This window comes from Paenibacillus sp. FSL R5-0341 (assembly GCF_037975235.1).
Classification (GTDB): domain Bacteria; phylum Bacillota; class Bacilli; order Paenibacillales; family Paenibacillaceae; genus Paenibacillus; species Paenibacillus amylolyticus_A.
Map to the genome: position 1 here is coordinate 6097318 of NZ_CP150241.1, position 26325 is coordinate 6123642.

Genomic DNA, 26325 nt, shown 5'->3' on the forward strand with positions numbered 1-26325 from the left:
GCCTCGCCGTCCACCTCACCCAATCCATGCATTACACGGACTGGTTCTGTTTCTCCTCATTCTTCTCTGCAATTGGAACATACTTTCCTGGCCAGAAGGCCCATTTACCCAGCAATGCGGTGATCGCCGGTACCATGAACGGACGAACCAGGAAGGTATCCAACATCACACCAACAGCTGTAATTATACCAAACTGCACCAACACCTGAATTGGCAATGTAGCAAGTACTGCAAATGTTCCTGCCAAGATCAGACCCGCAGATGTAATAACAGAGCTTGTCTCGCCAACACCTTCTCTAATCGCTTGACGAAGCGGCATCGTTTTACGTTTCTGCCAGATGCTAGAGATCATAAAGATGTTGTAGTCTTCACCGAGTGCCACGAGGAATACAAAGGAATACAGCGGAATCGCTCCCTGAATGGCATCTGCGCCAAGTCCGTAGTGAATGATGATCCAACCCAGACCCAGTGCAGAGAAATACGATAGAACGACCGTTGCAATCAGATACGCCGTAGCTACAACTGAACGCAAGTATAATAGTAACAACAAAGTAATCATACCGATGACCACTGGAATAATGATCTTGGCATCCCGTTCTCCAGCCACTTCAATGTCATACTGTTCAGCCGTCTGACCATCGAGCCAGACATTACTGTCCGCATTGGTTACTCCGGCATCTTGAAGCGCCTGTTCCGCAGTAGCTCGCAGATCCGGGATATGCTGCATTGCCTCCATGGAATATGGATTCAGATTGAACTCCACATCAAAGGCGGTAATGTTGGCATTCTCGGCACCCTGTTGAGCATCGCCTACTTTGCTAATGTAATCCAGTGATTCGAGACGCTGCTTCAGATCAGTTTCTTTACCTTCGGCATCCACGATCACTTTGACAGGAGCCAGCTCACCTTGAGAGAATTGTTCACCAATGACCGTGAACCCTTCGCGGGAAGGTACATCCTCCGGGAAGGAAGACAACAGATCGTAGGTGAATTTCACCTGAGTAGAGAACGCCGCCAGTCCTCCCAGCAATACCAACGTAATTGCAAGAACGGTCCATGGCTTCGTTACTACAATACGGCCAATCCAGCTTTCCTTCACTTTGCGCGGGGCAGGAGCTGGTTTTCCTTTTTTCTTCGCACGTTCCACTTCCATCTCATGGGTACGCGGTACGAACGGGTAGAATGAACCCCGACCGAAGATCGCAAGAAGGGCTGGAACCAGCGTCAGACTTGCAATAAACATAATAAAGATGGACAGACTGAATGGTACGGCAAAGCGATGATATGCACCATATTCAGCCAGCAACAGCACCAGTAGTGCTGCAACGACCGTGAATCCACTCATGGCAATGGCGCCGGATGATCCGGTAATTGCCTGGAAGATGGCTTTCTTTTTATCCGGCTCATGATAGAGAATTTGGCGGTATCTGGAGATCATGAACAGACAGTAATCCGTTCCTGCTCCAAATAACAATACGGTCATGATTGAGATCGACTGTGCGTCCACCGTGATCCAGCCCTGATCCGCCATGAATCCGAGAATGGGGCTTGTCACCATATACGCGAATCCAACGGCAATGATCGGGATAATCGCCAATACCGGCGAACGATAGATCAACAGCAACAGTACTAATACCAGTACAACCGTTGCGATTAGCAAGGATACATCGGCGGAGGAGAAAAGTCCGCTCGCATCAATGGATATCCCTACTGGCCCTGTCACACGGGCAACCAATGTATTGGTATCATCTATAGCTACATCGAACGGGTTCGCCCCGAAGATGTCTTGTGTTTTTTGCTCAAGCGCTTCAATACCTTCCTTCAATTGTTCCGAATCGGCACCTTCATTGAAGAAAAGTGGCATAACCAAGGTGCTTCCGTCTTCCGAAAGCTGGCCTTTCAATGCCTGTGGCGGCAATTGATAAAGTGGCACAACGGACTGCTGTTGTTCTACCGGATCTTGATCCAGTCGCTCCGTTAATGCCTGAATGTTCTGAATCTGCTCATCCGTCAGACCGCCGGCTTGACGCCATACGATCAGTGCGGGCAGTCCTTCGCCGCCAGGAAATTCCTTCTCAGCAAGTGCAGCTGCCTGAACCGATGGTTTGGACTCACTTAGATCCTGCGCGTTATTAGTTTCACGATCACCTACAGCAGGCCATACCATACCAAGCACAACGGCGATAATGATCCATACCAACAGCGTAATCCATTTGCTTCGTTTGCCAGCAACCCAGCGGCCATAACCCGAACCTTCCTGCATCGTCTCTTCATCTCCCTATATTGTTTCTATGAGGCCCTATTTTTGTGATGTTATAGTAATGAACCACGGGTCATAGTATAATCGAGTTAATTATATATACCGGAAGGTTAATTATGCAATCGTTATTTTTGTGAACACGTCTAACAAGCAATTAAATACGTAAAGAGGTATGTACCCATGAGCAAAAAAACAAACATTCCCCGGTCACCGGGCAGACCCAAAACGGGTGCAGATCAAGCATCTGTGCAATCCAACATATTGATGACTGCCTCACGTCTGTTTATGGAGTACGGGTATGAACCTGTCTCTCTCCAACAGATTGCTTCATTATGCAATGTAACCAAAGCATCGATCTATTATCACTTCTCCAGCAAAGCCGATCTGTTCACCGTTGCCATTACCCGCATGATGGCAATGGGCATGCAGCAGACTTCGCTCCGTCTGGATGAACCTGGTACGCTGCAAGAGCGGCTGATTAAGGTTGCGGAAGCGAAGATGCAACACTCCCATATTGAAACGGAGACCATGATGCGAGAAGCCGAGAAACATCTGGATACGGAGCAACTCGCCCAGATTCGAGAAGCGGAGGTTCGTATCTTTGAAGTGCTAGCCACCCATTTTCAGAAGGAGATGGACAATGGTTATTTGCGTGTCGGGAACCCCATGCTGCTTGCCCATGCGTTTACATCACTGCTGATGCTCGCCAATCGCGAAGATGTACGCAACATGAATGGTGGCAGCATTGAGGAACTTGCGCAGGAACTGGTAGCCCTGTTTCTGGATGGAGCGGTTAAGCGGAACTAAAGACCTTTTTATACGTTGGCCGATAGGCAGCACAAGATGAAATATGGAATGTTGAACCGTTATTCCGTTAATATTTTAGGAGGAAACAACTTATGTCACATTCAAAACCATCCCCACGTATCCCCCGTCTGCTGGAAACGTCGCGCATATATCTGCGTCCTTTCGAGACTACAGATGTGGATGCTTATTTCCCCGGTCTGTTTGACGCCGAGATGCGTAGGTTGACAGGTACACAGAACAGTTTCACACGCACTCAGGTTGAACGTTACGTTGAGAATGCAGCACAGGATGACTCCAGACTCATGCTACTCATTGCTTTGCAGGAAAATGACCAAATCATCGGAGATGTCGTCCTGATGGACATGCATGCCAAGAATCGCAGTGCGCATATCCGGGTTGCCATCGATCAGGCGGAGCAGCAAGGAAAAGGCTACGGTAGCGAGGCGTTACTGCTTATGCTGGACTACGGCTTTGGCATCTGTAACTTGCATCGAATTGAGCTTGAGGTGTACGCCTTCAACGAGCGAGCCATTCGCACGTATGAGAAGCTCGGATTTCAACGCGAGGGTGTGAAGCGGGAAGTCTTGTTCTACAATCATCAATACCATGATGCGATTCAGATGAGCATGTTAGAGGATGAGTTTAGACAACGTCATATGAAAGATCAGACAGGGAATGATTGAGTTTCCGATCAGCTAAAATCAAACTAAAAAACCGGGGATTTAATACCCCTCCCCGGTTAGAAACTTCAGATGACCCGTCAGCACCGACAGCTCGGCGGGTGTCTTCATATATAATTCGCCATCCGTATCGGCTGACATCGGCGTATCTGTCTTCACTTTTAGCGTAGATGCCTTGAAGTATGAAATGCTCTCACTCTGAGGTTGCCAATCTCCCTCCGGCTTGTGCGATAGTATCTCTCGCAGCAGCGGAATGCCTGTCTCATGAATAATGAGTACGTCCAGCTCCCCATCCTGCAACGCATCCGGTGCAAAGGGTAATGCATTGGTTCCCAGAAAACGGCCGTTGGCTGCGTAGATCATCACAGCTTCGCCTTCCATCTCTTTCCCATCAGCCTCCAGTTGATATCGAAACGGCTCTGTATGACTGATTGTCTGTAACGTGCTGATAAAATAACTGAGCTTACCCAGCGCGCCTTTCAGATTCTCGTTAATATTCTGCGATGCATCACTGATTAAGCCAATGCCAAAAAAGTTCGTGAATACCCGATCATTAGCTCGTCCAACATCAATGGATACCACCCGACCTGCCAGTATTTCTTGTGCGGCAGTCTCTGCATCCGGTGAAAGGCCGAGCGAACGCGCAAAATCATTACAGGTGCCTCCAGGCAATACACCAATCAACGGAGGATGTTGCAGATCAGCCAGTCCATTCACACATTCATGCACCGTGCCATCCCCACCCAGGATAAATACCACATCGAATTGTTCCCCGCGCTCACGACACAGCTTCTCTCCCTCACCCGGTTCATCCGTGCGCACAATGACGAGTTCGTGAACAGCAGGAGCCAGCACACCAGCCACCATACCCACCGTATTCTCACGATTGGCCTTGCCCGAATGATGATGATGAATTAACAACGCTTTGTTAAACTCCATCCTTCTCTTCCTCCATTCCAATGCTTGTTACCCTTTACCCACAAAGGTTGAAGCCGTAAACAAGCCCTGCGCTACTCGCTCATCATGATCCAAAATAGGTTTCCCAATTAAGTATGCATCCTAATCGGCATTCATTCGTAATAGTATGCATGAGAAAAAAGGTTTCTCCACACCTTATGTCATAAGGTTGCAAATTTTGCTGGTGAGAACCCATTCAAAATGAGTCAAAACGGTTATATCTATACCATATACGAATGGAGGGATTCCCTATGATTCCGGCAACGTTGGAACAATTGGAGCAAGTTCGCAAGGAATGCCGTACCATGGTTCGCAAAAGAGCTACCGCTTCCGCCGGTACAACACTCGTTCCGCTGCCCGGTACAGACGTACTGGCTGATGTGGGAATGCTGATGCAGCTGTTGCCTGCCATTAACAATAAATTCGGATTATCGCAAAAACAGCTGGACGGCATGGACCCCGAGACCAAATCCATGATCTATGGATTCGTGATGTCCATCGGAAGCAAAGTTATCGGTCGCATGATCACTAAGGAATTGGTGGTACAGGTTCTGCAAAGAGTCGGAGTACGCGTAGCCACCAAATCAGTCGCCAAATTTGTCCCCTTTGCAGGACAGGGATTGGCAGCCGCACTCAGCTTTACGGCCATGCGCTATGTGGGTAACAAACACGTGGATGACTGTTATGAAGTCGTCAAACGCATGATTGAGCAGCGCAAATTGATCCCGGGTGAACCTGCTCCGTCTGCACTGGAGGAAGTGAATAGCGACGACGCGAAGATAGAAGTGAAGTCGATCTCTAGCAACGAGGCAGATGAACCTGCCAAGGAATCTAAGGATCAGTAAATAAATAATTCATATCTCACGTCAATCCTCTGGAGATACGACAAATAGCCGGGAACCCTATTAGGGTGCTCCCGGCTATTCTTTTTAATTACATCTGTAATCTTAGATCGCCTGTGGTTGTTGCTCCGCAAACTGACTATTATACAGATCCGCATAGAAGCCCTGACTTGCCATTAATTCCTCATGATTGCCCTGTTCAATCACGTTACCATGATCCATAACCAGGATCAGATCGGCGCCGCGAATAGTGGACAAACGGTGTGCAATGACAAAGCTTGTGCGATCCTTCATCAGATCATTCATCGCTTTCTGGATAAATACTTCGGTCCGTGTATCCACGCTACTCGTCGCTTCATCCAGAATGAGGATAGCTGGGTTCGCCAGAATCGCTCGTGCAATCGTCAGCAACTGTTTCTGCCCTTGAGAGATGTTCGATGCCTCTTCATTCAGCACTGTGTCATAACCATCAGGCAATGTACGAATAAAGTGATCCGCATGTGCCGCAACGGCTGCCTTGACGACTTCCTCTTCCGTAGAACCTTCTCGACCATAGGCGATATTGTCCCGAATCGTTCCGTTAAACAACCAGGTATCCTGAAGCACCATGCCAAACAGACTGCGCAGCTTGCCACGTTCCATGTCCTCGATATTGGCACCATCAATCGTAATCTGACCATCCTGAATTTCGTAGAAACGCATTAACAGGTTGATCAAGGTGGTTTTACCGGCTCCCGTTGGTCCAACAATGGCTACCGTCTGTCCCGGTTTCACATCAATGTTCATGTTATGAATGAGCAGTTCATTTTCTTTATATCCAAAATTAACACCTTGGAACGTAACCGCACCTTTAGGCTGTTGTAGTTGCACGGGTTGTTTGGACTCTGGAACTTCTTCCTCTTCATCCAGCAACTCGAATACACGTTCCGCCGAAGCAATCGTCGATTGAATAATATTGGAGATATTCGCAATCTGGTTAATCGGCTGTGTGAATTGACGGGAATACTGTGTGAAGGCCAGAATATCCCCGATAGAGATCGATCCGCGTGTAACGAAGATCCCACCGACCACACAGATCAGCACATAACCCAGGTTACCCACAAAACTCATGAGCGGCATAATGATACCTGAGATGAACTGGGCTTTCCAGCCGGATTCATACAGCTCTTCATTGACCTTCTCAAATTGCTGTACGGATTGTTCTTCACGTCCAAATGCTTTGACAACCTTGTGTCCCGTGTACATTTCTTCGACATGACCGTTCAGTTCACCAAGGGATTTCTGTTGACCCGCAAAGTGCTTTTGCGAACGGGATGCAACCAGCATAACAACAACCACACTGAGTGGTAGCGTCAGAATCGTGATCAAGGTCATCCATGGACTAATCGTCAGCATCATGATAATTACGCCGACAATCGTTACGATAGACGTAATGAACTGTGCCAAGCTTTGCTGAAGCGTATTACTGATATTGTCCACGTCATTCGTGGCACGGCTAAGTGTCTCCCCTGTCGTGCGGGAATCAAAATATTTCAAAGGAAGGCGTCCGACCTTCGCACTGATCTGCTCACGCATGTCATACACAACACGCTGGGCCACACCGGCCATCAGGTATTGCTGAACATACATAAATGCAGCACTGAACAGATAGAGTCCACCAAGCAGGTATAATACTTTCATCAATGCAGGAAAATCAATTCCGGCCCCCTGCACACCCTGAAGGATGGCAATGGCGCCTTGGCTGAGAATATCCGTTCCTTCTGCCATGATCTTTGGACTGATGATGCTAAATACGGTACTCAGAATGGCTGCGACCAGTACACCCAATAGACGAGAGCTATGGGGCTGGAGATAACGAATCAATCGCCGCAATGTACCTTTGAAATCTTTCGCTTTCTCAGCGGGAGGTCGCATGCCCATTCCGGGACCAGGACCCGGCCCACCAGGTGGACGAGGCGACTTGCGTTCTGTACGTTCACTCATGCGATCTCCTCCTCTGTCAGCTGGGAGGATACAATCTCGCGATACACTTCATTGTGCTCCAGCAGCTCTTTATGTGTTCCTGAACCGACAATTCGGCCCTCATCCATCACTAGAATGCGATCGGCATCCATTACTGTACTTACTCGTTGGGCTACAATTAGCACAGCCGCTTCTGTCGTTTCGGACTTCAGCGCAGCACGAAGTTTAGCATCCGTTTTGAAATCGAGAGCAGAGAAACTGTCATCAAAGATATAGACTTCCGGACGGCGAACAAGTGCGCGAGCGATGGACAGACGTTGCTTTTGTCCACCAGAGACGTTGTTACCGCCTTGTGCGATAAGGCTGTCATATCCATCTTTCATCTCGGTAATGAAATTCTCTGCCTGAGCCGTACGGGCTGCATGAACAACTTCATCCATTGTGGCATCGTCTTTCCCGTGACGGATATTTTCCGTAATCGTACCCGTGAAGAGGACTGCCTTCTGTGGTACAAAGCCAATTTTGGCACGCAGATCTTCCTGCCGAAGCTCACGTACATCCGTACCATTTACCCGAACACTGCCTTCAGTCACATCGTAGAATCGTGGAATAAGACTAAGCAATGTCGATTTCCCTGAACCCGTACCGCCAATGATGGCTGTTGTCTCACCTGAGCGAGCTGTAAAGGAGATATCGGACAAAGCTGGATTCTCTGCGCCCGGATAACGGAAAGTTACATTGTCAAACTCAATCATACCCTGCATGGATTGCATACCACGAGGCTGCTCGGGGTTGCTAAGATCCGGCTGCATATCAAGCACTTCGTTGATCCGTTCTGCCGATGCTGAAGCTCTTGGAATCATGACAAAGATCATCGAAACCATAATAAGTGAGAACATGATTTGCATTGCATACTGGATGAAGGCAATCAATGCACCGATGTTCATATTGCCGCTGTCGATCCGAAGTCCACCAAAATAAAGGATGGCAATCATCGAAAAGTTCATAACCAGCATCATCACAGGCATGATGGTCGCCATGAGCACATTAACTTTGATCGATGAATCTCTCAGTTCTGTATTGGCCCCGTTAAAGCGCACTTTCTCATGCTCCCCACGGTTAAAGGAACGAACAACCCGAATCCCTGTTAACTGCTCACGCAGCACCAGGTTGAGTCGGTCCAGCTTTTTCTGAATGGTTTTGAACAAAGGTAAACCCTTGGCACCAATCAACGCAATGGCTCCGCCCAGAACAGGAAGCACGACCAGGAAAATCGTAGATAATTTGGCGTCCTGAGATACCGCCATGAAGATACCCCCGATACACATGAGCGGAGCCATAATCATCATGCGCAGCATCATCGTAAGTACGTTCTGTACCTGCGTAATGTCATTTGTCGTACGCGTAATCAGTGAAGCAGTACCCATCTTATCGAACTCCTGGAGAGAGAAGTTCTCCACATGGCGGAATACTCTGCTACGCAGTTGTTTGGCAAACCCACCCGCTGTTCGAGATGAGAGATAACTGGCAATTACCGAACATGCTGTTCCGCCAATCGCAATGACCAGCATCCACCCACCAATCTGCCAGATATACGGGATATCTCCCTTAATAATGCCGTCATTCACGATATCCGCCATTAGTGTAGGCAGGTACAATTCAGCAAGCGACTGAAACAGTACCAAAACCAGAATGAAGATAATCGGAATTCGGTATGGCTTCAGCATGCGAAACAGTTTCATCATGGCGTATCATCTCCTTGTGTCGAATCATCTTTTTCCAGGGAAGGCAGTGTATCGAAAAAGGTATACACCTTGGTTAACAACTCGGCCAATTGAAGGCTATCGTCCTCACCCAGATGCGCAACCAACTTGTTGAATATTTGCATACGCTCTTCGTGAGCAGCCCGAATAATAGCACGGCCTGCTTCCGTAATCGTAATGCGCACTGCACGTCGATCCTCCGGGTCCATGGTCCGTTCGACCAACCCTTCGTCCTCAAGGCCTCGAATCACCGGTGTAATGGTTGGTGATTTCACTCGTAGCAAAGCACTGATTTCCGAGACTTTCATCCCGGGATGATTGGATTGGATCGTGTCATTGAAATCAGGCGGGTTATCCTGCCAATTCAACCGCTCTCCCGGATGCATCCCGTGGAGCAAACAACCGAGCACCATAATTTCATTGTGATTGCGCCCATGAGGTTTATGTTGCCTCCATTTGCCTTTATTAAACTGCATGATGGAGTACAAAAGCTTCTGAGCGACCGGATCAATACCAGTCATAATGGGTTCCTCCTTCTTTCTTTATCATTTCATAGACATCCAACATCATAGGACATCTATTAAATAGTATCACGATTAAATAGATGTACAATTAATTAGGTGTACTAAGTATATTCTCGAAAGAAGCCGATGTCAAACAACTAAAAATAACCAATATAACCCCATAACAAGAGCTTATATGCGCTTGTTATGGGGTTTGTCATTTTGCCGTCATTGAAGCTTTCTATACTTATTATGTGCAATTCCATGAATTCAACTTACAAAAAAAGCTCCTATTCTATACTCCGGTGGATGAAAACCCGAATATATAATGGGAGCTTTTTATTACGATGGAAAAGAAGAAACATGATAGCTCTGTTTTTGCATAACTTACATGCTTAGGTGTGCTTGTTAAGTATCAAGATTGTGAAGCAGAGACCGTTTTAAGCACTGAGGCAAACGGGAAATATTCTTTCGCATTGTTGTAAGCGATGCCCTGTACGATCTGACCGAGCAGCTCCAGATCCTGCGGTGCCTCGCCCTGCTCAGCCCATTCACCGATAAGGTTACAGACCAGACGGCGGAAATACTCATGCCGCGTGTAGGACAGGAAGCTGCGTGAATCGGTCAGCATGCCGACAAATCGGCTGAGCAATCCAACATTCGCCAGTGCTTTCATCTGAGCGAGCATACCGTCCTTTGTATCATTGAACCACCAGGCCGCACCAAGCTGGACTTTGCCAGGAATGCCCCCACCTTGGAAACTGCCAATAATGGCAGCGAGCACTTCATTATCCCTTGGATTCAAGGAATACAGAATCGTTTTGGGCAACGCCTGCTGCTGTTCCAACGCGTCGAGCAATCCAATCATCGCTGACGATAGCGGTGTATCATTTACGGAATCGTAACCGGTATCCGGCCCAAGCTTGGCAAACATGCGCGTGTTGTTGTTGCGGGCTGCATTGATGTGGAACTGCATCACCCAGCCTCGCTCTGCATACAGTTTGCCGAGGAACGTCAGCGTTACCGTCTTGTACTTGTCCTCTTCTTCACGAGTTACTTTCTGGCCTGCAAGTGCCTTTGCAAAAATCGCAGTCGCTTCTTCTCGCGTAGCCACACCGTAAGGAACATAATCCAGTGCATGGTCAGAGACTCTGCCGCCTACGGAATGGAAGAATTCCACTCGGGACTCCAGCGCAGCAAGGAAGGATTCATAATCGGAAATCGCGGTACCGGATGCCTGTGACAGCTTGCCCACCCATTCGGTGAAGGTATCGCGGTTCAACTCCAGCCCTTTATCCGGACGGAAGGATGGCAATACGGCTGTATCAAAGCCTTCGATCTCCTGAATCTTCAGATGATACTCCAGTGAATCGGTAGGATCATCGGTTGTGCATACAACCGTGACATTGGATTTGGTAATCAGATCACGTGCACCGAATCCGTCACTGTTCAGTTTGGCATTTACTTTTTCCCAGATGGCTGGTGCGCTTGTCTCATTAAGAACTTCGTAGACGCCGAAGTAACGCTGTAATTCCAGATGAGACCACGCATACAGCGGATTACCAATCATCATGGGTACCGTTTTGGCGTATGCCAGGAAACGATCGTAATCGGTCACTCCTTCGCCACCTGTCACATATTGCTCTTCAATTCCGTTCGCGCGCATGAGCCGCCATTTGTAGTGATCACCGTATAACCAGGCCTCTGTAAGATTGCCAAAGGTTTTGTTCTCGTAGATCTCCTGAGGACTGAGGTGGCAATGATAGTCAATAATCGGCATGTCTTTGGCATAATCGTCATATAACTTGACCGCCGTTTCATTGTGCAGCAAAAATTGTTCATCCAGAAAAGATTTCATTCGCCTCGCACGCTCCCTTTAGGTGAGTTTACGTTCATATGGGTTCACTTCCCATCTTTACGCTACACTGTTTACCACCAAAGTTCAATATAAAATGATAGCGTTATCAAAAAAGGTTGATTTAGGCATATATTCGGGAACAAGGTATACTGGATTTAACGCAAGGATGCTGATCTGAAGATCACACAAGGAGATGAAATGAATTGAAAATTACTTTTCTCGGCACAGGAGATATGTTCAGCGTGGAACAGCATCACAATAGTATGCTGGCTGAATTCGGAGGCACGCATCTGGTCATTGATTTTCCAGAATCGAACGCCAAAGCGCTTAAGGAATATGGATTCGCCATGACCGATATCCACAATGTGTTCATTACGCATCTACATGAAGATCATATTAATGGTGTACAGATGCTCGGATACTACTCACAGATTGTCGGCGATCGCAAACCCCGTCTGTTCATCCACGAACAATTGGTAGATCCGCTCTGGAACATTCTATCCCCCGGCATGCGCTACACAACGGATGGTGAACGTACCATGAGCGATTACTACGATGTCGTTCCTCTGCCAGATGGAGGCACATTTGAACTGGGCGGCGTGACGTTTGAGACGTTTCGGACACAGCATGTTCCCGGTATGGTCAGCAATGGATTGCTCGCCAAGCCTTACTTCTATTACAGTGCAGACAGTACACTCGACCAGGAACGGGTGGAGCAGATCGCCGCTGATGTGCAGCTGATTTTCCATGAATGTCATATGCATGATCTGGTGATCAAGTCCCACACCTCTTTGAAGGATCTGGAGCAGTTACCCGCTGAAGTGAGACAGAAAACCGTACTGATGCATTATCATGATGAGTACGCGGATGCAGACAGACGGAAACAGTTCAACCGCGAGCATGATCTGCGGATGGTTGGCACGCTGGAATCATTTGAACTGGAGTGAGTTCAATCGAATGTGGGATACGATGCATCAGTATTTTGAAAGGTAATAACCTTATCATTTCAATAGATGAACCGGCAGCGTCTACTGAAATTCCTCATACGGAACAGGTATGCGCTGCTTTTTCCTATTTTTCTATCTCCCATGACTTCATATACTCATTCGTCCTTGGAGACGGCTCGGCCTGAATATAAAAATAATCTTCCGTTCGCTGATCATTGGGGCCATATGAAATTTTGATATACATATCTGTATAACGCTGGAGGATATTGCTGTCGATCTCCGCCTTGGGCTTTAAGACGTAACTTCTGCTCAAACTCAATCCAAGCGGTTCCTTGTCTGGCCCTAAACTAATCTCGTGTGTATTGCTCACATTGGAATGAAATAACTCTCCGGCATCTATTCGATTTATCATGTTGGGATCGAGGGTAAAAGACTGAAGGACATTATCCATGGGCACCCGAGCCTCATTTACCAAAATCTCATAAGAAATTCGGTCAACTCCGGATTCATGACTCACATCCACCGTTGCAGTCAAAATATAATCATCAGGCGTATCCTTCTGGAAGGACTCAGGTCTCTTTGTAACCCACTCATTTAAATCTCTTCGCTCCGAATTTAACGTATACTCATCGGTCCGCTTTGGTTCCCCCGCTGGCCCCTGGTTTGGTCCCAAACTGCAAGCCCCCAGACACACGGCTATTACAAATAGATACATGACCAACGGGAAGAAACGATTCATCTTTCTTTTGGGACTCATACCATCCCTCCTTTTCTCCAATCCTCTGCAAAAAATATCGATTATTACATTGTCTCATTTGATTTTCGAACGCTCCATATTTGGATTATTGTACCATACAGTAAGATATGCAACCCAACGGTTTCTTTTTCACTTCATGTTTTTACTTCACGTTCATATTTGCAACAGTGATTCGTTTGCCTATGGTGAGCGTTAATCCAAATCAAGCTAACGAATCTGAGAGGCCTTATTCGGCTGAAATCCGAGTTTTTAATATTCTAACGAATCTCAGACGCGCTAATCTGCTGATGTTGCTCCAATTGGCGCTATTTCAATCGTTTTTGGGAGTCATAAGGTTACTGAGATTCGTTAGAATTCCCATAACGCCAATTCAGTGGAAATAAGGTGTGCTAGGTTCGTTAGGATTGAGTTTAGTTTTACATAGAAATGCAAAAAACCACCTGAACACAGGCCTGCTAGCTCTCCTGTTCAGGTGGTTTAACGATCTATCTGTATATTTTCGATCGGTATATCTTTTCTTATACCGCTAGCACTATGCCATTACTCAGCGTCAGCGCAGTCCTCATCCTGCTCCGGAAGAGCCCATACGGAGACGCCTCCACCGCATACATGGAAGGTAGCCCAGCCGTCTTCCTCAATGGTAATCTGGTCCTCACAGCTGTGCGTCAGATCTACCCAGACTTCACCAGCACGATGCTCGCCGATGAACATTCTCTTCTCACCGTCATCCCCGTTGGAGATAACCACCGCACAACCGGAACCTTCGATTTCCTCTACGCCGCGACGCACCCAGCCAATGGTATTCGCGTGATCGAAGTAATCTTCCTGCTCTCCATAGGCCTTGTTGCAACGGGCAGACAGCAGAATGTCCAGAATTTCTTTTTTGCCATCCACAGGTTCAGGTCCACCAATGCCATAATAATCGCCGTAAAATACAACCGGATAGCCATCGCGACGTAATAGCGTCAACGCATAGGCGCTGGGTTTAAACCAGTCTCCAACCCATGATTCTAATGCTTCATGGGGTTGTGAGTCATGGTTATCTACAAAGGTTACCGCATGGGTAGGATGAGTCTGAACCAAGGTGTCATCAAAAATTTTGGAGAGATCAAAATCTCTGCCGGCAAGAGAAGCCTCATGCAACTTGTAGTGAAGAGACACATCGAACAGATCGATCTGGTAGTCTACCGTATCAAGGAACTCACGACATGCATCCAGGTTCGAGTTCCAGAACTCACCTACGATGTAGAAATCCTGACCGCGTTTGCGGATCATCTCTGCTGCGAATTCTTTAATGAATTCATGGTTGATATGCTTGATCGCATCCAGCCGGAAACCACCGCATTGGAGTGTGTCGATCAGCCATTTCCCCCACTCGACCATCTCGTGCCGAACATCCGGGTGGTTATAATCTATATTAGCGAACATCAGATAATCGTAGTTACCAAACTCATCATCGACATTCTGATTCCAGTTCTTGTTCTCACCTGCGATGCGGAATACACCACTCCGTTCTCCCTTGGCATCAAAATCCGTGCCATTGAAATGTTCGGAGTTCCACTTAAAGGAGGAGTATTGATCCCCACGCCCTGGGAATGTAAATTTGGTCCAACCCTCAATTTCGAACGGTTCGGAGATTTCCTTCGTTCGATCATTGGGATCAACCTCAATCACTTTGAACACTTCCGTCTCATCTGCTCCAGCCTTGTGATTCATGACCAGATCCACATAGACCGCGATTCCGTTCTTCTGACACTCGGCAATGGCCTCCACCAGTTCTTGCTTGGTGCCATATTTGGTGCGCACGGTACCCTTTTGATCAAATTCGCCCAGATCGTACAGATCATATACACCATAACCTGTATCTTCTGCGGACACTGCCTTGGTTACGGGAGGTACCCATACCGAGTCAATGCCTTTGGCTTTCAGTTCCGGGGCCATTTCAGCCAGTCGCTTCCAATGATCTCCGTCTGCAGCCAGGTGCCATTCAAAAAACTGCATCATGGTATGATTTCTCTTCATTATAACCGACCTCCTTGATTGCTTTCGAAGCGGACCGCGGAACGGATAGGGTATTCGCCGTTGTTCGTTCGTTGCTAACCAAGTTATAACCCTTTCACCCTACCCTTCAATCATGTAACCGAAAGAAAATCGAAAAATAAATGCTACATGCATCATTTCATCCGTAGTTCATTCATTAAATTCGCTTATAATCATGCCACTCCTCGGGCAGTAGCGAACGATACGGTTCCTGTGTAAAACGATCATCGACCAGCACCAGTACACCCTTGTCTTCTTCCGTCCGAATCAGCCGTCCACCCGCCTGCAGCACCTTGTTCATACCCGGGAAAATATAGGCATAATTGAATCCGTTACGCCCTGTCCGATCATAATACTCACGAAGCACGTTGTTCTCCAGACCAATCTGCGGCAACCCCGCACCTACTACAACGACGCCATTCAAGCGATCTCCCGGCAGATCGACACCCTCCGAGAATACGCCACCCATGACGGCAAACACCAATCGTGTTCGTTCAGGATTTGGTTGGAATCCATCCAAAAACTGCTCTCGTTCCAGCTCGTTCATGCCCTGCTTCTGTATGACCGTATCCGCTTCATTCGGAAGCTGTGCATAGGTTTCATAGATTTCTCGCATATAAGGATAAGAAGGGAAGAACACCATCAGATTGCTGCGCGGCCATTCACTTACCAGCTGTTGCAGCATCTCCGCAATGGGGCGCCGGGACTGCTCCCTGTCCTTATAACGCACAGATAAGGGCAGGAGCCTTACATCCAGTTGTTCACGCTGAAATGGCGATGGAATCTGCAACGTATAATCCTCTTCCTCTGCACCCAGCATATCCCGATAATAGCGAAGGGGTGACAATGTGGCCGAGAAATGAATGAGGGAGCGGAATCCTTTGGCCGTCTGACGAAGCAGCACGGAAGGATCAAGGCAGAACAACTTCACTCTTACTTCGCTTCGTACGCACTCTGCATACGTAATAAAACGCTCATCATACAGCTTGGCAATACGCAGAAAATTCTGTGCCGTGAAGTAGGCATCCAGCAGTAGCTGATCCGTCTCAGCATTCCCCGACCCACCTTCCACAAGACATTGCTCCGCAACCATGACAAAAGGCTCCAGCCGTTCAATCAGTTCCTCCGGTGCCTCCTGCTGTATGATCTTTCCTTCCTCCCCACCATTTTTGCGAAGGGCAATCAGATACTTATCAATGGCTCCCGTGTAGTCAACAATGGCTTTCGCAGCTGGCACACTGCTGCCAAGCGTCTGGAACTCCCTTTTCACATCCAGAAACACCGCCTTCTCCAACTCAGCGGAAAACATCGTTCGGCCACGATCGACTAGATTATGTGCCTCGTCCACCAGTAACACCGTCTTGCGTTTCTGCTCCTCCAACATTCTTTTCAAAGAGATCCTCGGATCGAAAATATAGTTATAATCGCAGATCACCGCATCTGCTGCATACGCCGCATCCAGTGAAAACTCAAACGGACACACCCGATGTTTGCGCGCATACTGCTCGATGACCGGACGTGTCATTAATGTCTCATGTTCCAGCATATCCAGCACAGCCCCGTTAATACGGTCATAATATCCTTCACACATGCCGCACTGCCCCGTATCACAAGCCTCCTCTTCCTTAAAACAAATCTTGTCCTTCGCGGTCAGACTGATCACATGCATCTTCAATCCTTCCGATTGCATCCGGGCAAAAGCTTCTTCTGCCGCCACCCGTGTCGTCGTCCTCGCAGTCAGATAGAACAATCGGTTGGCTTCGCCTTCACCAATCGCTTTGACCGTGGGGAACAGCACGGACATCGTTTTACCAATGCCTGTTGGTGCTTTGGCCATCAATCCCTGACCCTCACGAATCGTCTTGTATACGGCACCTGCCAGCTTCCGCTGTCCCTCCCGATATTTGCGAAAAGGAAACGGTAGTTCTTTCACACTGATATCACGCTTTTCTTCATATGCAGCAATCATCTCTGCATACGGCGCATAACCGGCAATCACTTCTGCCGCAAACTGCTCCAGTTCCTCTCGTTCTGCCATTCGGCGGAACCGTCTTTCTTCATGGGTTACCGAATGCACATACGTCAACTGAACTTGCATACGTGGTTCGTCTTGCTGAACGGCGTACATGTAGGCATACATCATGGCCTGCGCCCAGTGTACGGGAAGCCCCTCTCCCAGATCATCCAGATTGCCCGCAGTTGATTTGATCTCATCTACCGTTAACTGACCCTCCAACCGGATCAAACCGTCACATCGCCCTTCCACCACATAAGTCAGATCCCCATGTTGAATCTCAGCTTCGAGCACAATCTCTTTCAGATCCTCTTCGGTGTACTCCTTCTGTACGCGTTGATGGATTCGAGTCCCCTCCTGCATCGAGGCATTGGTCCGGAACCCTGGACGTATGCTGCCACTGCGGTACACATACTCCACCAAAGGTCTTACCGATATCCGAATTGTTGTTGTCATACGATCACCCGTTCTGTTTGTAGTGACTATACTTTATCATGAAAAGACGTAATCAAACCAGTTGATGCACCGATTGGACTCGCTGATTTCCATATGCTATGTTGAGGTAGAATGTATTTATATAAGGAGGCAGCTTCTATGTATATCTATTTGGTTCCTTCACCGATTCCGGATGCACTTGCTGCATACCCGCATCTAACTTTGCGAAGCGAAGAACAGGTGCGCCTGGCTATTGAATCCGCAGAACGTCTGATGAATATTGAGTCTGATGATAAAGTAGCCGCATATGAAGCTTTCGATGCCGCAGGCTCCTGGACTGGCGGAGGTTTTGCTGTTTTGAACAATATCCCTGTCACAGCGGATGGTCGTAACGACTTCGAAGAACGGTTCAAGAACCGCGCCCGCAAGGTAGAAGACGAGCCTGGCTTTGTCGGTATTCGTGTGCTTCGTCCCCTCAAGGACGACACGTATGTTGTACTTACACTCTGGCAGTCCGAGGAACATTTCAAAGGCTGGCAGGAATCCCAAGCATATAGTCACGCTCACCGTAACCGCAGTACAAGCGAAGGCCTGACCGCACAGAAGCCATCCATGTTCCCCAGACCTTCTTACGTCACAACGTACACTATAGAATAACGAATCGGGTACGAACTAGCTTTCCTTGTAGAAACCGCACCCGCCACACCTCTTCCAGCATGGGAGAGGTGTTTTGTTGTCGATTTATGGCGGCTTTCATTTTTTGACACGGACATGCTCAGATAGGATAATACTTGTTAAATGAAACTTCGGAAGGGAAGGCGGTACCTTGGCACGCAGTTCACTCACCCGGTTTCTAAGCGGACCGTTTATATTCTTCACCATTATCATGATAGTCAAAAGCTCACTGGCCTGGATTGTTATCTTCGATGACATTCCTGTTTGGAAGCCATTGCTGACCGAATTGCCGCTCATCTGGATCGGCTTCTGTCTAATTGAGTGGTTTGCTGCCAAACGGCGGATGTGGATATACCTTGCCGTGAATCTGCTGCTTTCGGGTATTTTCTTTGCAGCCATCATGTACTACAAATACTACGGCGTAATCGTTAACTATCACGCGCTGGCACAGGTCAATCAAGTGACCTCGGTCAAGAGCAGCATGTTCTCTTTGCTTGACCCCTATTATTTGTTTATTTTTGCAGACGTTCTGATCATTGGAGGGGTACTCGTTCGTCGTCGGATCAAGCTCGGGAGTACAGAACGCCCGAACCGCATTCCGCTTGAACGACGTGCCAGAAGACGGGTTGCCTCGGTCATTCTGATCTTGTCCATGATCCTGTGCATGCTTAACATCTATCCCAATCGGGCGAGCATGAGTGAGCTTACACAAGCAGAACAGATGGGTATCCTCGGTTACGAGGCATATACCATCCTGGATCGACCTGATAAACCTGTGCCCATCGCTCACATTGATCAGACTGACATCGACCAACTGAAACAAACGACCGAACTTCCTGCGATTGTGGAGCAGGGTGCCGCGAGCGGACGCAATGTGATTATGCTCCAGTTGGAGTCGTTTCAGAACTTCCTCATTGGATTAACGGTAGATGGACAGGAGATCACGCCTAATCTGAATCAATTGGCTAGAGAAAGCCTGTATTTTCCGAACTTCTATCAGCAAGTGGGACAAGGGAATACATCGGATGCAGAATTTGTTGTGAATACATCGTTCTACACCCCGCCGAACGGGGCAGCAACGACTGTATATGCAGATAAAGCTCTGCCAAGTCTACCTAAGCTGATGTCAGCAAACGGGTATCAAACAGCCACATTCCATACGAATGATGTTCATTTCTGGAATCGGGATCAGTTATACAAGGCACTTGGGTTCGACCAGTATTATGATATCAATTATTTCGGCACACAGGACTCTATCGCCTTTTCGGCCTCGGATGAGGTTCTGTATTCCAAAACACTGGATAAGCTGGAATCCATGCAGTCTTCGGGTGATCCCTTCTATGCCCATATCATCTCCATGTCAGCCCACCACCCGTACACGCTGCCTGAAAACAAGGTGAAGCTGACGCTGCCTGAGCGTTACAAGGATACGTTGCCCGGTGATTATCTGATATCCCAGCATTATGCCGATCAGGCTGTTGGACAGTTAATTACGGGATTGAAAGAACGGGGATTATGGGAAAATAGCCTGCTCGTCTTTTACGGGGATCACCTGGGACTTCCCATCTATTCACTGGATCGGGATGACAAGGTCCTCATGAAAGAGTTATATGGTCGGGAATATACATCAGCAGATATGATTAATATTCCACTCATTATCTCGGCCCCGGGCGTTACTCCGGGTGTACAGCTGGAGCAGATCGGAGGCCAAGTAGACATACTGCCAACGATTGCGGGATTAACTGGAATATCACTGGAGGATCAATTGCACTTTGGTCAAGATTTGCTGCATGAAGGCGGAAATCTGCTACCCGAACGCTACTACCTCCCTTCCGGGTCGGTGCTTAACGATGCTTCTCTCTTCATTCCGGCGAAAGGATACGGGGATGGAACGCATTATTCTCTAGCTGATGCGGGCAGGAAGAATGCCGGCCAACAGAAGACAGGTGCTCCTTCAGAAGAGACCCCGAAAATTTCGGGAGAAAAGGGATCTCCAACAGTAACCACACCCAATAACAGTGGGCCATCTTCTTCACGGTTTATAACGAAGGAACAATATGATCGGGCATTGGATCTTGCACACTTGTCCAACAGTTATTTGAGCCAGCTACCAGATCGAAATGACGCGAACTGATTTAATTTTTTTATATATTCTAAAAGAGCTTCATAGCGAATCACCAAGTACTGATATTTCTTCAAAATTACACACCTATAACGCACATGATCTATCTTCTTAGGATGAACATGTGCGTTATTTGAATTACACGCAATCGGCATTCAACCCTTTTCCGCCTCAGAAGGCTACAAGAGCTGATCGATCAATATTCTTTAAAATATTTCAGTAGTTCCGATTGGAAACTTTCAGCCGTAAAGCTACGCTCTCGATTTTTATGAACAATCAGACCATGCGTAAAGCTTATTTTAGAAGTAAAAGGAAGAATTTTTAATCTGCCCATCTTTAGTTCGTTTTTGATCGCTATTTTAGGGACCAAGGCAAAACCTTTTCCACAGCATACAAGTTCCTTGATCATCTCAAGACTTGAAAGCTCTAACGCATCCTTAACCACAATCCCTTCATTCTTTAGAACATCTACAGCAGTCGTATGATACAAACAAGATGTGCCGTTACTGATAAACACCTCGTCATTTAGGATCTGCGCCCCTACACTTTCCACTTTCCAAACCAAATCCTCAGATGCAACAAAAACAATAGTCTCTTCCATAATCGGATAAAAAAGAATGTCATGTCGCTCAGGGTTCTGAGGAACAATGCCAAAATCCAGGGCATAATCCAGCACACCTTTCAAAATATCTTGATGCGCCCCTTGTTCAACACGTAAATTTACGCTTGGAAAGTTTCTCGTATACTCCTGTACAAATGGAAGCATGCGTGTAAGAAAAAAAGATTCCTGTAATCTAATATTTATTGTTCCGCACGGCTGATCCATATCATTCATACTTTCTTTAAGGGATTCACTTAATTGGACATACTGATAAGCATATTTGGAAAATACTTTTCCTGCTTCCGTAGGTTCCACCCCTCGTGGAAATCGATGAAACAACTTCTGTCCGCAGATCTTCTCCAGCTGTTGAATATGAGTTGTTACTGTGGACTGGACATAACCTAAGCGCTCCCCAGCTCGGCTGAAACTCTTCTCTTCAAGCAAAGCAATAAATGCCTGAAAAAAACGACCCTCTAAGGAATTGATCACATCTTTCACCCTTTTGTATTTTGATTTGAAATAGCTAGCATTCAATCTATTCGTTATTCAAATGAATAGTTTAATTATACAATAAAAACATGTCATCACCAGTTGTACAAGTAAGAGAAATAATAGTGGACTTCTTAATGAATCCAAAGGAGATGTAAAAAATGAAGATTAGTTATCAGCAACAGAAGGTTGGAGATGTCGACGTTTTTTACCGTGAAGCCGGGCCTAAGGATGGCCAAGTTATTTTACTATTACACGGGTTTCCATCCTCTAGTCATATGTTTCGCGATCTTATTCCCAAACTGGCAGAACAATACCGTGTCATTGCCCCTGATCTTGCTGGGTTCGGTCGCACAACAACTCCACCGCGTAGTCAGTTTGACTTCACATTTGACAGCCTGTTTCGAGTTATTGAAGGTTTCACTGAAGCATTAGCTCTTAAGAAATATGTAATGTATGTGTTCGATTATGGGGCACCTGTTGGTTATCGCTTGGCAGTAGCTCACCCGGAACAAGTTCAAGCCATCATTAGTCAGAATGGTAACGCATATATCGAAGGGTTTAGTGACGCATGGGGACCTTGGGAGATGTATTGGCACTCTCCAACACCTGAAAATCGTGAAGCATGTCGTGATTCCTTAACCCCCGAAACTATCCGTAACTTTCAGTATCTTCATGGAACTGATGCTAGCCTTGTTTCACCAGACGGATATTCACTGGATATTGCCTACATGTCACGCCCGGAAGCTGAGGAAATCCAACTGGATTTAATCCTCGATTATAGAACAAACGTGGATCTTTATCCTGAATTTCAGGCTTATTTCCGCAATTATCAACCTCATCTTCTAGCTGTATGGGGTAAAAATGATCCTGCCTTTCTTCCAGCTGGAGCTTTAGCTTATAAGCGTGATATCCCATCTGCAGAAGTACATTTACTTGATACTGGGCATTTTGCTCTCGAAACACATGTGACAGAGATCCATGAGCTCATTCACCACTTCTTAAAGAAAATATTTTAAAACCAAATTACATTGGCTCAATCTCAACCTCGAACTAAATAGAAAAGCCCGTAGAACGCAGGTCCAATAATGGCCTGTTCTACGGGCTTGTTGCATAACTGTGATCATTCTTCAAGGTACTTGCAACGCCGCTATGATCTAATGTTCCATCCCGCTCCCGTTTACAACGGCAGTAGCGCAACCGACTTGCGAGTAGTCAATTGCTCTACCATGGCAAGCCATTCCTGCGGTTTATTAGGAAGCACTGCATAATATCGATTCAGGAAATCAGCCACTAGGCTGGCTGGCAGTTCACCAAGCGACTCATCGCCTGGCATGAAGCACAGATCCAAGCCGCCAACCGCTTCGCCGTCACCTTGCCAGGATGGATGAACATACGGGAAGTCCAGACGCTGATATCCCAGATGGGACAATACTTCGCGACGTACATACGGATCCATCGGCTTGATGCCTCCAAACTCATGATCCTGACTCAGATAAGGGTTATAGATTTCGGCAAACATGCCGAACAATTCTTTCCCGTTTGCTGTAGCCAGCTTTTGCAGATCACGCTTGCGGTGATTCGCCAGGAAACTGCCGATCCCCAGTCCTTCGCGCCCAATAATCGTAAAGTCCGTCATGGCCACGTTCCAGTCCTCGTAATAACGGTACTCTGTCGCTCCAACGACCTGTCCCTCATGCACAGCCACGAACACCCGAATACCCGGATCTTCCAGTGGTTCTTCCCACAGGGGGAAGTCCAGCACTTCTTCCCGCGGGAAAATCTCCTGCATCAACTTGTGCATTTGGGCGAACAATGGATCTTTAATGGATGTAATACGCGTGAATTCCATGAATAAATACCCCCTCGATTGATGATGTATTTCGTTTAACATTTCTTTATCTGAACGGATTCTGCCACTCCATCAGGGCTGCATAGTTGCAGGATTCCTCATCGTCCAGATAGTCCGCTGTCACACCAACTGGCATGCGCCCACAACGAAGCAGAAACGATATCACCGGATCACGTCTTTCTCCCGCTGCCACCTGGTTCAGATATTCCTGCGCAGACAGTTGGTCTGCAACCAGATGATAACCTGGCATTCTACCAGCACCTAGTAACCGATCTATATCCTGTGCAATCACAAGGTGGTACATCGCCTGCATCATAAGCTGAGCCAATCCCCACTTGCGGTACTTTGGACGAACACAGAGATCGACAATATACAGCGTGTTGCCATCCGGCTGGTGGTTACGAATATAGCCGTCATCCGTTACTTCCGCCCACGTATGATTCGCCGGATGTGCAGGATCCCACTGCATACGCAGCGAAGTCATCGATCCGGCCAATTCTCCATCTACTTCAATACAGATGGCGCCCTCTGGATAATGCTGTACATGGCTGGTGAGCTGCTCGTGACTCCAGAGCAGCTCTTCCGGATATGGAGGAGGGAAACTCTCCGCCTGAATGCGAATGAGTTCCTCAAAGTCGGATGCAACATAATTGCGAACGACTGCCTTTACCCTTTTGCCACTTCGCTCCGGGTCGGTGATCAGCATTTCTTTTGTATACATCGTGCCGGATCGCCCCTTTCCACTGACAAATGAATTCCTGCTCTGTTCCGTTCGACTATAAAAGTTGCTGTTTACTTCCAATCGGTATACAGATCGGTACGACGGTCACGCCAGGTCGTTACCGATCCACGTTCACGCACCTCATACAACAAGTCCAGATCCAGATCGGCGGTCACGATCATATCGTTGTTAATCTCACCCTCGGCCAGAATGCCACGTGGCGGGAATGGGATATCATTTGGCGTAATAATTGCAGCCTGTCCGTAGTTGGCACGCATGAAGTCAACAGTCGGCAAGTTACCCACTGTTCCGGTTAACACAACATACACCTGGTTCTCTACTGCGCGGGCATGACTCGTATAACGCACACGGTAGAATCCGTGACGATCGTCCGTGCAGGAAGGACAGAAGATTACATCAGCGCCTTTGGCTTTGGCCATCCGCACAATTTCAGGGAACTCAATATCGTAACAGGTCAGCATCGCAATACGGCCTTTATCCGTGTCGAACACCTCAAGTCCATCCCCAGGAGCCATGTTCCATTCCTGTACTTCGGTTGGTGTAATGTGAATCTTGTCCTGACGCGCGATGCGACCATCCGGGTAGAACATGTGGGCTGTATTATACAACTTTCCCTCACGTCGAATGACGTGGGTTCCCCCGATAACATGCATACCGTACTTGGCAGCAAGTGACGTGAACAGTTTTTCATATTGCTCCGTAAAGTTCGGCAGATCTTCAATTGTCAGTGCATTGCCTTGTTCGTCCCCAATGGACATTAATTGCGTTGTGAAAAATTCCGGGAACAGCACAAATTCGGTTCCGTATTCGCTCGCTGTCCGTATGTAATGCTCAGCCTGAGCGGCAAACTGCTCAAACGAGCTGATTGTGTGCAATTGGTATTGTATAGCGGATACCCGCAGTTTCATGTTCGTACACCTCCACCATTATTATGCTTCCATTGTAACAACGATCCGGGGTCAACAAAAGAGTATTTACACTAGGCAATACAATGAAAGAACAATCTTCGAATGGCTTTCTTACTCACCCAGCATCGACTGTGTGAAGCTAATCCACTCTCTCGTGGCAAATGAAAGATAGCGGTCCTTCCGCCAGATCATACCGAGCTGCCATGGAATCACCGGTTCCACTACGGGTATAATGCGCACCCTCATATGGTCCACCTCACGACAGATTGTCTCCGGCAGTAAGGCTACCCCCAGATTGGCGGCAACCATGGCGCTGAGCAGATCCCACTGGGAGCTCTCATATACCACCCGGGGTTGGAACCCCGCATGCTGGCAGGCCACAATAATCCGGTCATGTAACGCAAAATCTTCCCTGAACAGCACGAATGAGTCATTTTCCAGTTCATGCAGCGCAACCGACTCTTTTTCCGCAAGCGGGTGCGAAGGGTGTACGAGCAGGTTGAGCTTCTCTTTGACAAACACAAAATGGTCCAACAGCTCATCCACGGTTGGCAGTACGGCAACGCCAATATCCAGTGCACCGCTGATCACATCGGCCTCCACTTTTTTGGCGCCATCCTCAAACAGCTGAATGGTCACCTGCGGGTAGGCTTTGTGAAATTCGCCAATGATCATGGGGAAAAAGCTGGACCCTACCATCGGCGGAAGGCCAATCCGCAGATGGCCTTTCTTCAAGTTCATCAGATCGTCCAATTCAGACGACAGATTGCGGAACGATTTTTCAATCTCCAGTGCCTGTCGAAAAAACACATGGCCCGCGTCGGTTAGTTCAACTTTCTTCCCATAACGGTCCAATAACGTGATACCCAATTCCTCTTCAAGACTCTTGACCGTCTTGCTGATGGTGGGCTGGGTGATATATAGAACTTCAGCGGCTTTTGTGAAGCTCTGCTGCCTGGCGACTTCCAGAAAATATTGCAAATGGCGGATATCCATCGCTTGGTCCTCATCTCTCATAGATAAATGGAATAGTAAACATTCTTAATATGCATTTTACTCATGAAAGAATGCCATGTAAAATTTGTGATATCAAATGAATCATTTTCATTTT

General features: G+C 47.5%; 21 protein-coding genes. 7 read left to right on the forward strand and 14 right to left on the reverse strand.

Annotation, left to right across the window (positions count from 1 at the left end):
• Positions 1-31: 31 nt before the first annotated feature.
• Entirely contained in the window at positions 32-2263 is a 2232-nt protein-coding gene (locus MKX75_RS27370) for an MMPL family transporter (protein WP_339167582.1), read from the reverse strand.
• Positions 2264-2440: 177 nt separating this feature from the next.
• Between MKX75_RS27370 and MKX75_RS27375 the strand changes: the two genes are divergently transcribed.
• Positions 2441-3067: a TetR/AcrR family transcriptional regulator gene (locus MKX75_RS27375; RefSeq protein WP_145149580.1), complete on the forward strand. Its 627-nt coding sequence runs from the start codon at positions 2441-2443 to the stop codon at positions 3065-3067.
• Positions 3068-3159: 92 nt separating this feature from the next.
• Positions 3160-3750: a GNAT family protein gene (locus MKX75_RS27380; protein ID WP_339167583.1), complete on the forward strand. Its 591-nt coding sequence runs from the start codon at positions 3160-3162 to the stop codon at positions 3748-3750.
• A 39-nt stretch (positions 3751-3789) separates the two neighbouring features.
• On the opposite strand, the gene MKX75_RS27385 is transcribed toward MKX75_RS27380, so the two are convergent.
• Positions 3790-4686, reverse strand: a complete 897-nt coding sequence (locus MKX75_RS27385) for a diacylglycerol kinase family protein (protein ID WP_339167584.1) — start codon at positions 4684-4686, stop codon at positions 3790-3792.
• A 269-nt stretch (positions 4687-4955) separates the two neighbouring features.
• On the opposite strand from MKX75_RS27385, the gene MKX75_RS27390 reads away from it, so the two are divergent.
• Positions 4956-5549 carry a hypothetical protein gene (locus MKX75_RS27390; RefSeq protein ID WP_339167586.1) on the forward strand — a complete coding sequence of 198 codons (594 nt, stop codon included), beginning with the start codon at positions 4956-4958 and terminating at the stop codon, positions 5547-5549.
• Positions 5550-5651: 102 nt separating this feature from the next.
• Here MKX75_RS27390 and MKX75_RS27395 read toward each other — a convergent pair whose 3' ends face one another.
• The 4 genes from MKX75_RS27395 to uxaC form a co-directional block, all read right to left on the reverse strand.
• On the reverse strand, positions 5652-7529 hold the full coding sequence (locus tag MKX75_RS27395) for an ABC transporter ATP-binding protein (protein ID WP_076332415.1): 1878 nt from the start codon (positions 7527-7529) through the stop codon (positions 5652-5654).
• Positions 7526-9253, reverse strand: a complete 1728-nt coding sequence (locus MKX75_RS27400; protein ID WP_062836812.1) for an ABC transporter ATP-binding protein — start codon at positions 9251-9253, stop codon at positions 7526-7528. Before MKX75_RS27400 ends, MKX75_RS27395 begins: the two co-directional genes overlap by 4 nt.
• Complete coding sequence (locus MKX75_RS27405; RefSeq protein WP_062836811.1) at positions 9250-9792, reverse strand: MarR family transcriptional regulator; 543 nt, start codon at positions 9790-9792, stop codon at positions 9250-9252. Before MKX75_RS27405 ends, MKX75_RS27400 begins: the two co-directional genes overlap by 4 nt.
• 397 nt (positions 9793-10189) lie before the next feature.
• Positions 10190-11632, reverse strand: a complete 1443-nt coding sequence (gene uxaC / locus MKX75_RS27410) for a glucuronate isomerase (RefSeq protein WP_339167588.1) — start codon at positions 11630-11632, stop codon at positions 10190-10192.
• Positions 11633-11835: 203 nt separating this feature from the next.
• Between uxaC and MKX75_RS27415 the strand changes: the two genes are divergently transcribed.
• A complete protein-coding gene (locus tag MKX75_RS27415) occupies positions 11836-12579 on the forward strand; it encodes an MBL fold metallo-hydrolase (protein WP_339167589.1) in 744 nt (247 codons plus the stop codon).
• Between the two features lie 124 nt (positions 12580-12703).
• On the opposite strand, the gene MKX75_RS27420 is transcribed toward MKX75_RS27415, so the two are convergent.
• The 3 genes from MKX75_RS27420 to MKX75_RS27430 form a co-directional block, all read right to left on the reverse strand.
• Entirely contained in the window at positions 12704-13336 is a 633-nt protein-coding gene (locus tag MKX75_RS27420) for a hypothetical protein (protein WP_339167590.1), read from the reverse strand.
• Between the two features lie 540 nt (positions 13337-13876).
• Positions 13877-15358: an alpha-amylase gene (locus MKX75_RS27425; RefSeq protein ID WP_339167592.1), complete on the reverse strand. Its 1482-nt coding sequence runs from the start codon at positions 15356-15358 to the stop codon at positions 13877-13879.
• A gap of 175 nt (positions 15359-15533) precedes the next feature.
• Positions 15534-17846, reverse strand: a complete 2313-nt coding sequence (locus tag MKX75_RS27430; RefSeq protein WP_339167594.1) for an ATP-dependent DNA helicase — start codon at positions 17844-17846, stop codon at positions 15534-15536.
• Positions 17847-17984: 138 nt separating this feature from the next.
• Here MKX75_RS27430 and MKX75_RS27435 point away from each other — a divergent pair, with 138 nt between their 5' ends.
• Both MKX75_RS27435 and MKX75_RS27440 read left to right on the forward strand, forming a co-directional pair.
• On the forward strand, positions 17985-18482 hold the full coding sequence (locus MKX75_RS27435; RefSeq protein ID WP_339167595.1) for an antibiotic biosynthesis monooxygenase: 498 nt from the start codon (positions 17985-17987) through the stop codon (positions 18480-18482).
• 169 nt (positions 18483-18651) lie between these two features.
• Positions 18652-20634: an LTA synthase family protein gene (locus MKX75_RS27440; RefSeq protein WP_339167597.1), complete on the forward strand. Its 1983-nt coding sequence runs from the start codon at positions 18652-18654 to the stop codon at positions 20632-20634.
• Positions 20635-20818: 184 nt separating this feature from the next.
• Here the strand turns inward: MKX75_RS27440 and MKX75_RS27445 are convergent, their stop codons facing one another.
• A complete protein-coding gene (locus MKX75_RS27445) occupies positions 20819-21721 on the reverse strand; it encodes a LysR family transcriptional regulator (RefSeq protein WP_339167598.1) in 903 nt (300 codons plus the stop codon).
• Between the two features lie 152 nt (positions 21722-21873).
• Here MKX75_RS27445 and MKX75_RS27450 point away from each other — a divergent pair, with 152 nt between their 5' ends.
• Positions 21874-22731, forward strand: coding sequence for an alpha/beta hydrolase (locus MKX75_RS27450; RefSeq protein ID WP_339167599.1), 858 nt, complete (start codon positions 21874-21876; stop codon positions 22729-22731).
• A gap of 161 nt (positions 22732-22892) precedes the next feature.
• On the opposite strand, the gene MKX75_RS27455 is transcribed toward MKX75_RS27450, so the two are convergent.
• From MKX75_RS27455 to MKX75_RS27470, 4 genes are all read right to left on the reverse strand, one after another.
• Positions 22893-23564 carry a GNAT family N-acetyltransferase gene (locus MKX75_RS27455; protein ID WP_339167600.1) on the reverse strand — a complete coding sequence of 224 codons (672 nt, stop codon included), beginning with the start codon at positions 23562-23564 and terminating at the stop codon, positions 22893-22895.
• A gap of 46 nt (positions 23565-23610) precedes the next feature.
• A complete protein-coding gene (locus MKX75_RS27460) occupies positions 23611-24285 on the reverse strand; it encodes a GNAT family N-acetyltransferase (RefSeq protein WP_076333758.1) in 675 nt (224 codons plus the stop codon).
• Positions 24286-24356: 71 nt separating this feature from the next.
• Entirely contained in the window at positions 24357-25214 is an 858-nt protein-coding gene (locus MKX75_RS27465; RefSeq protein ID WP_339167603.1) for a carbon-nitrogen hydrolase family protein, read from the reverse strand.
• 111 nt (positions 25215-25325) lie between these two features.
• On the reverse strand, positions 25326-26210 hold the full coding sequence (locus tag MKX75_RS27470) for a LysR family transcriptional regulator (RefSeq protein WP_062836799.1): 885 nt from the start codon (positions 26208-26210) through the stop codon (positions 25326-25328).
• Between the last annotated feature and the right edge of the window lie 115 nt (positions 26211-26325).

Coding starts and splice junctions, on each gene's coding strand:
- MKX75_RS27390 (WP_339167586.1), top strand. CDS start 4,956: ATGATTCCGGCAACGTTGGAACAATTGGAGCAAGTTCGCAAGGAATGC.
- MKX75_RS27465 (WP_339167603.1), bottom strand. CDS start 25,214: ATGAAACTGCGGGTATCCGCTATACAATACCAATTGCACACAATCAGC.
- MKX75_RS27400 (WP_062836812.1), bottom strand. CDS start 9,253: ATGATGAAACTGTTTCGCATGCTGAAGCCATACCGAATTCCGATTATC.
- MKX75_RS27460 (WP_076333758.1), bottom strand. CDS start 24,285: ATGTATACAAAAGAAATGCTGATCACCGACCCGGAGCGAAGTGGCAAA.
- MKX75_RS27470 (WP_062836799.1), bottom strand. CDS start 26,210: ATGGATATCCGCCATTTGCAATATTTTCTGGAAGTCGCCAGGCAGCAG.
- MKX75_RS27395 (WP_076332415.1), bottom strand. CDS start 7,529: ATGAGTGAACGTACAGAACGCAAGTCGCCTCGTCCACCTGGTGGGCCG.
- MKX75_RS27450 (WP_339167599.1), top strand. CDS start 21,874: ATGAAGATTAGTTATCAGCAACAGAAGGTTGGAGATGTCGACGTTTTT.
- MKX75_RS27425 (WP_339167592.1), bottom strand. CDS start 15,358: ATGAAGAGAAATCATACCATGATGCAGTTTTTTGAATGGCACCTGGCT.
- MKX75_RS27385 (WP_339167584.1), bottom strand. CDS start 4,686: ATGGAGTTTAACAAAGCGTTGTTAATTCATCATCATCATTCGGGCAAG.
- MKX75_RS27435 (WP_339167595.1), top strand. CDS start 17,985: ATGTATATCTATTTGGTTCCTTCACCGATTCCGGATGCACTTGCTGCA.
- MKX75_RS27430 (WP_339167594.1), bottom strand. CDS start 17,846: ATGACAACAACAATTCGGATATCGGTAAGACCTTTGGTGGAGTATGTG.
- MKX75_RS27380 (WP_339167583.1), top strand. CDS start 3,160: ATGTCACATTCAAAACCATCCCCACGTATCCCCCGTCTGCTGGAAACG.
- uxaC (WP_339167588.1), bottom strand. CDS start 11,632: ATGAAATCTTTTCTGGATGAACAATTTTTGCTGCACAATGAAACGGCG.
- MKX75_RS27370 (WP_339167582.1), bottom strand. CDS start 2,263: ATGCAGGAAGGTTCGGGTTATGGCCGCTGGGTTGCTGGCAAACGAAGC.
- MKX75_RS27455 (WP_339167600.1), bottom strand. CDS start 23,564: ATGGAATTCACGCGTATTACATCCATTAAAGATCCATTGTTCGCCCAA.
- MKX75_RS27375 (WP_145149580.1), top strand. CDS start 2,441: ATGAGCAAAAAAACAAACATTCCCCGGTCACCGGGCAGACCCAAAACG.
- MKX75_RS27420 (WP_339167590.1), bottom strand. CDS start 13,336: ATGAGTCCCAAAAGAAAGATGAATCGTTTCTTCCCGTTGGTCATGTAT.
- MKX75_RS27405 (WP_062836811.1), bottom strand. CDS start 9,792: ATGACTGGTATTGATCCGGTCGCTCAGAAGCTTTTGTACTCCATCATG.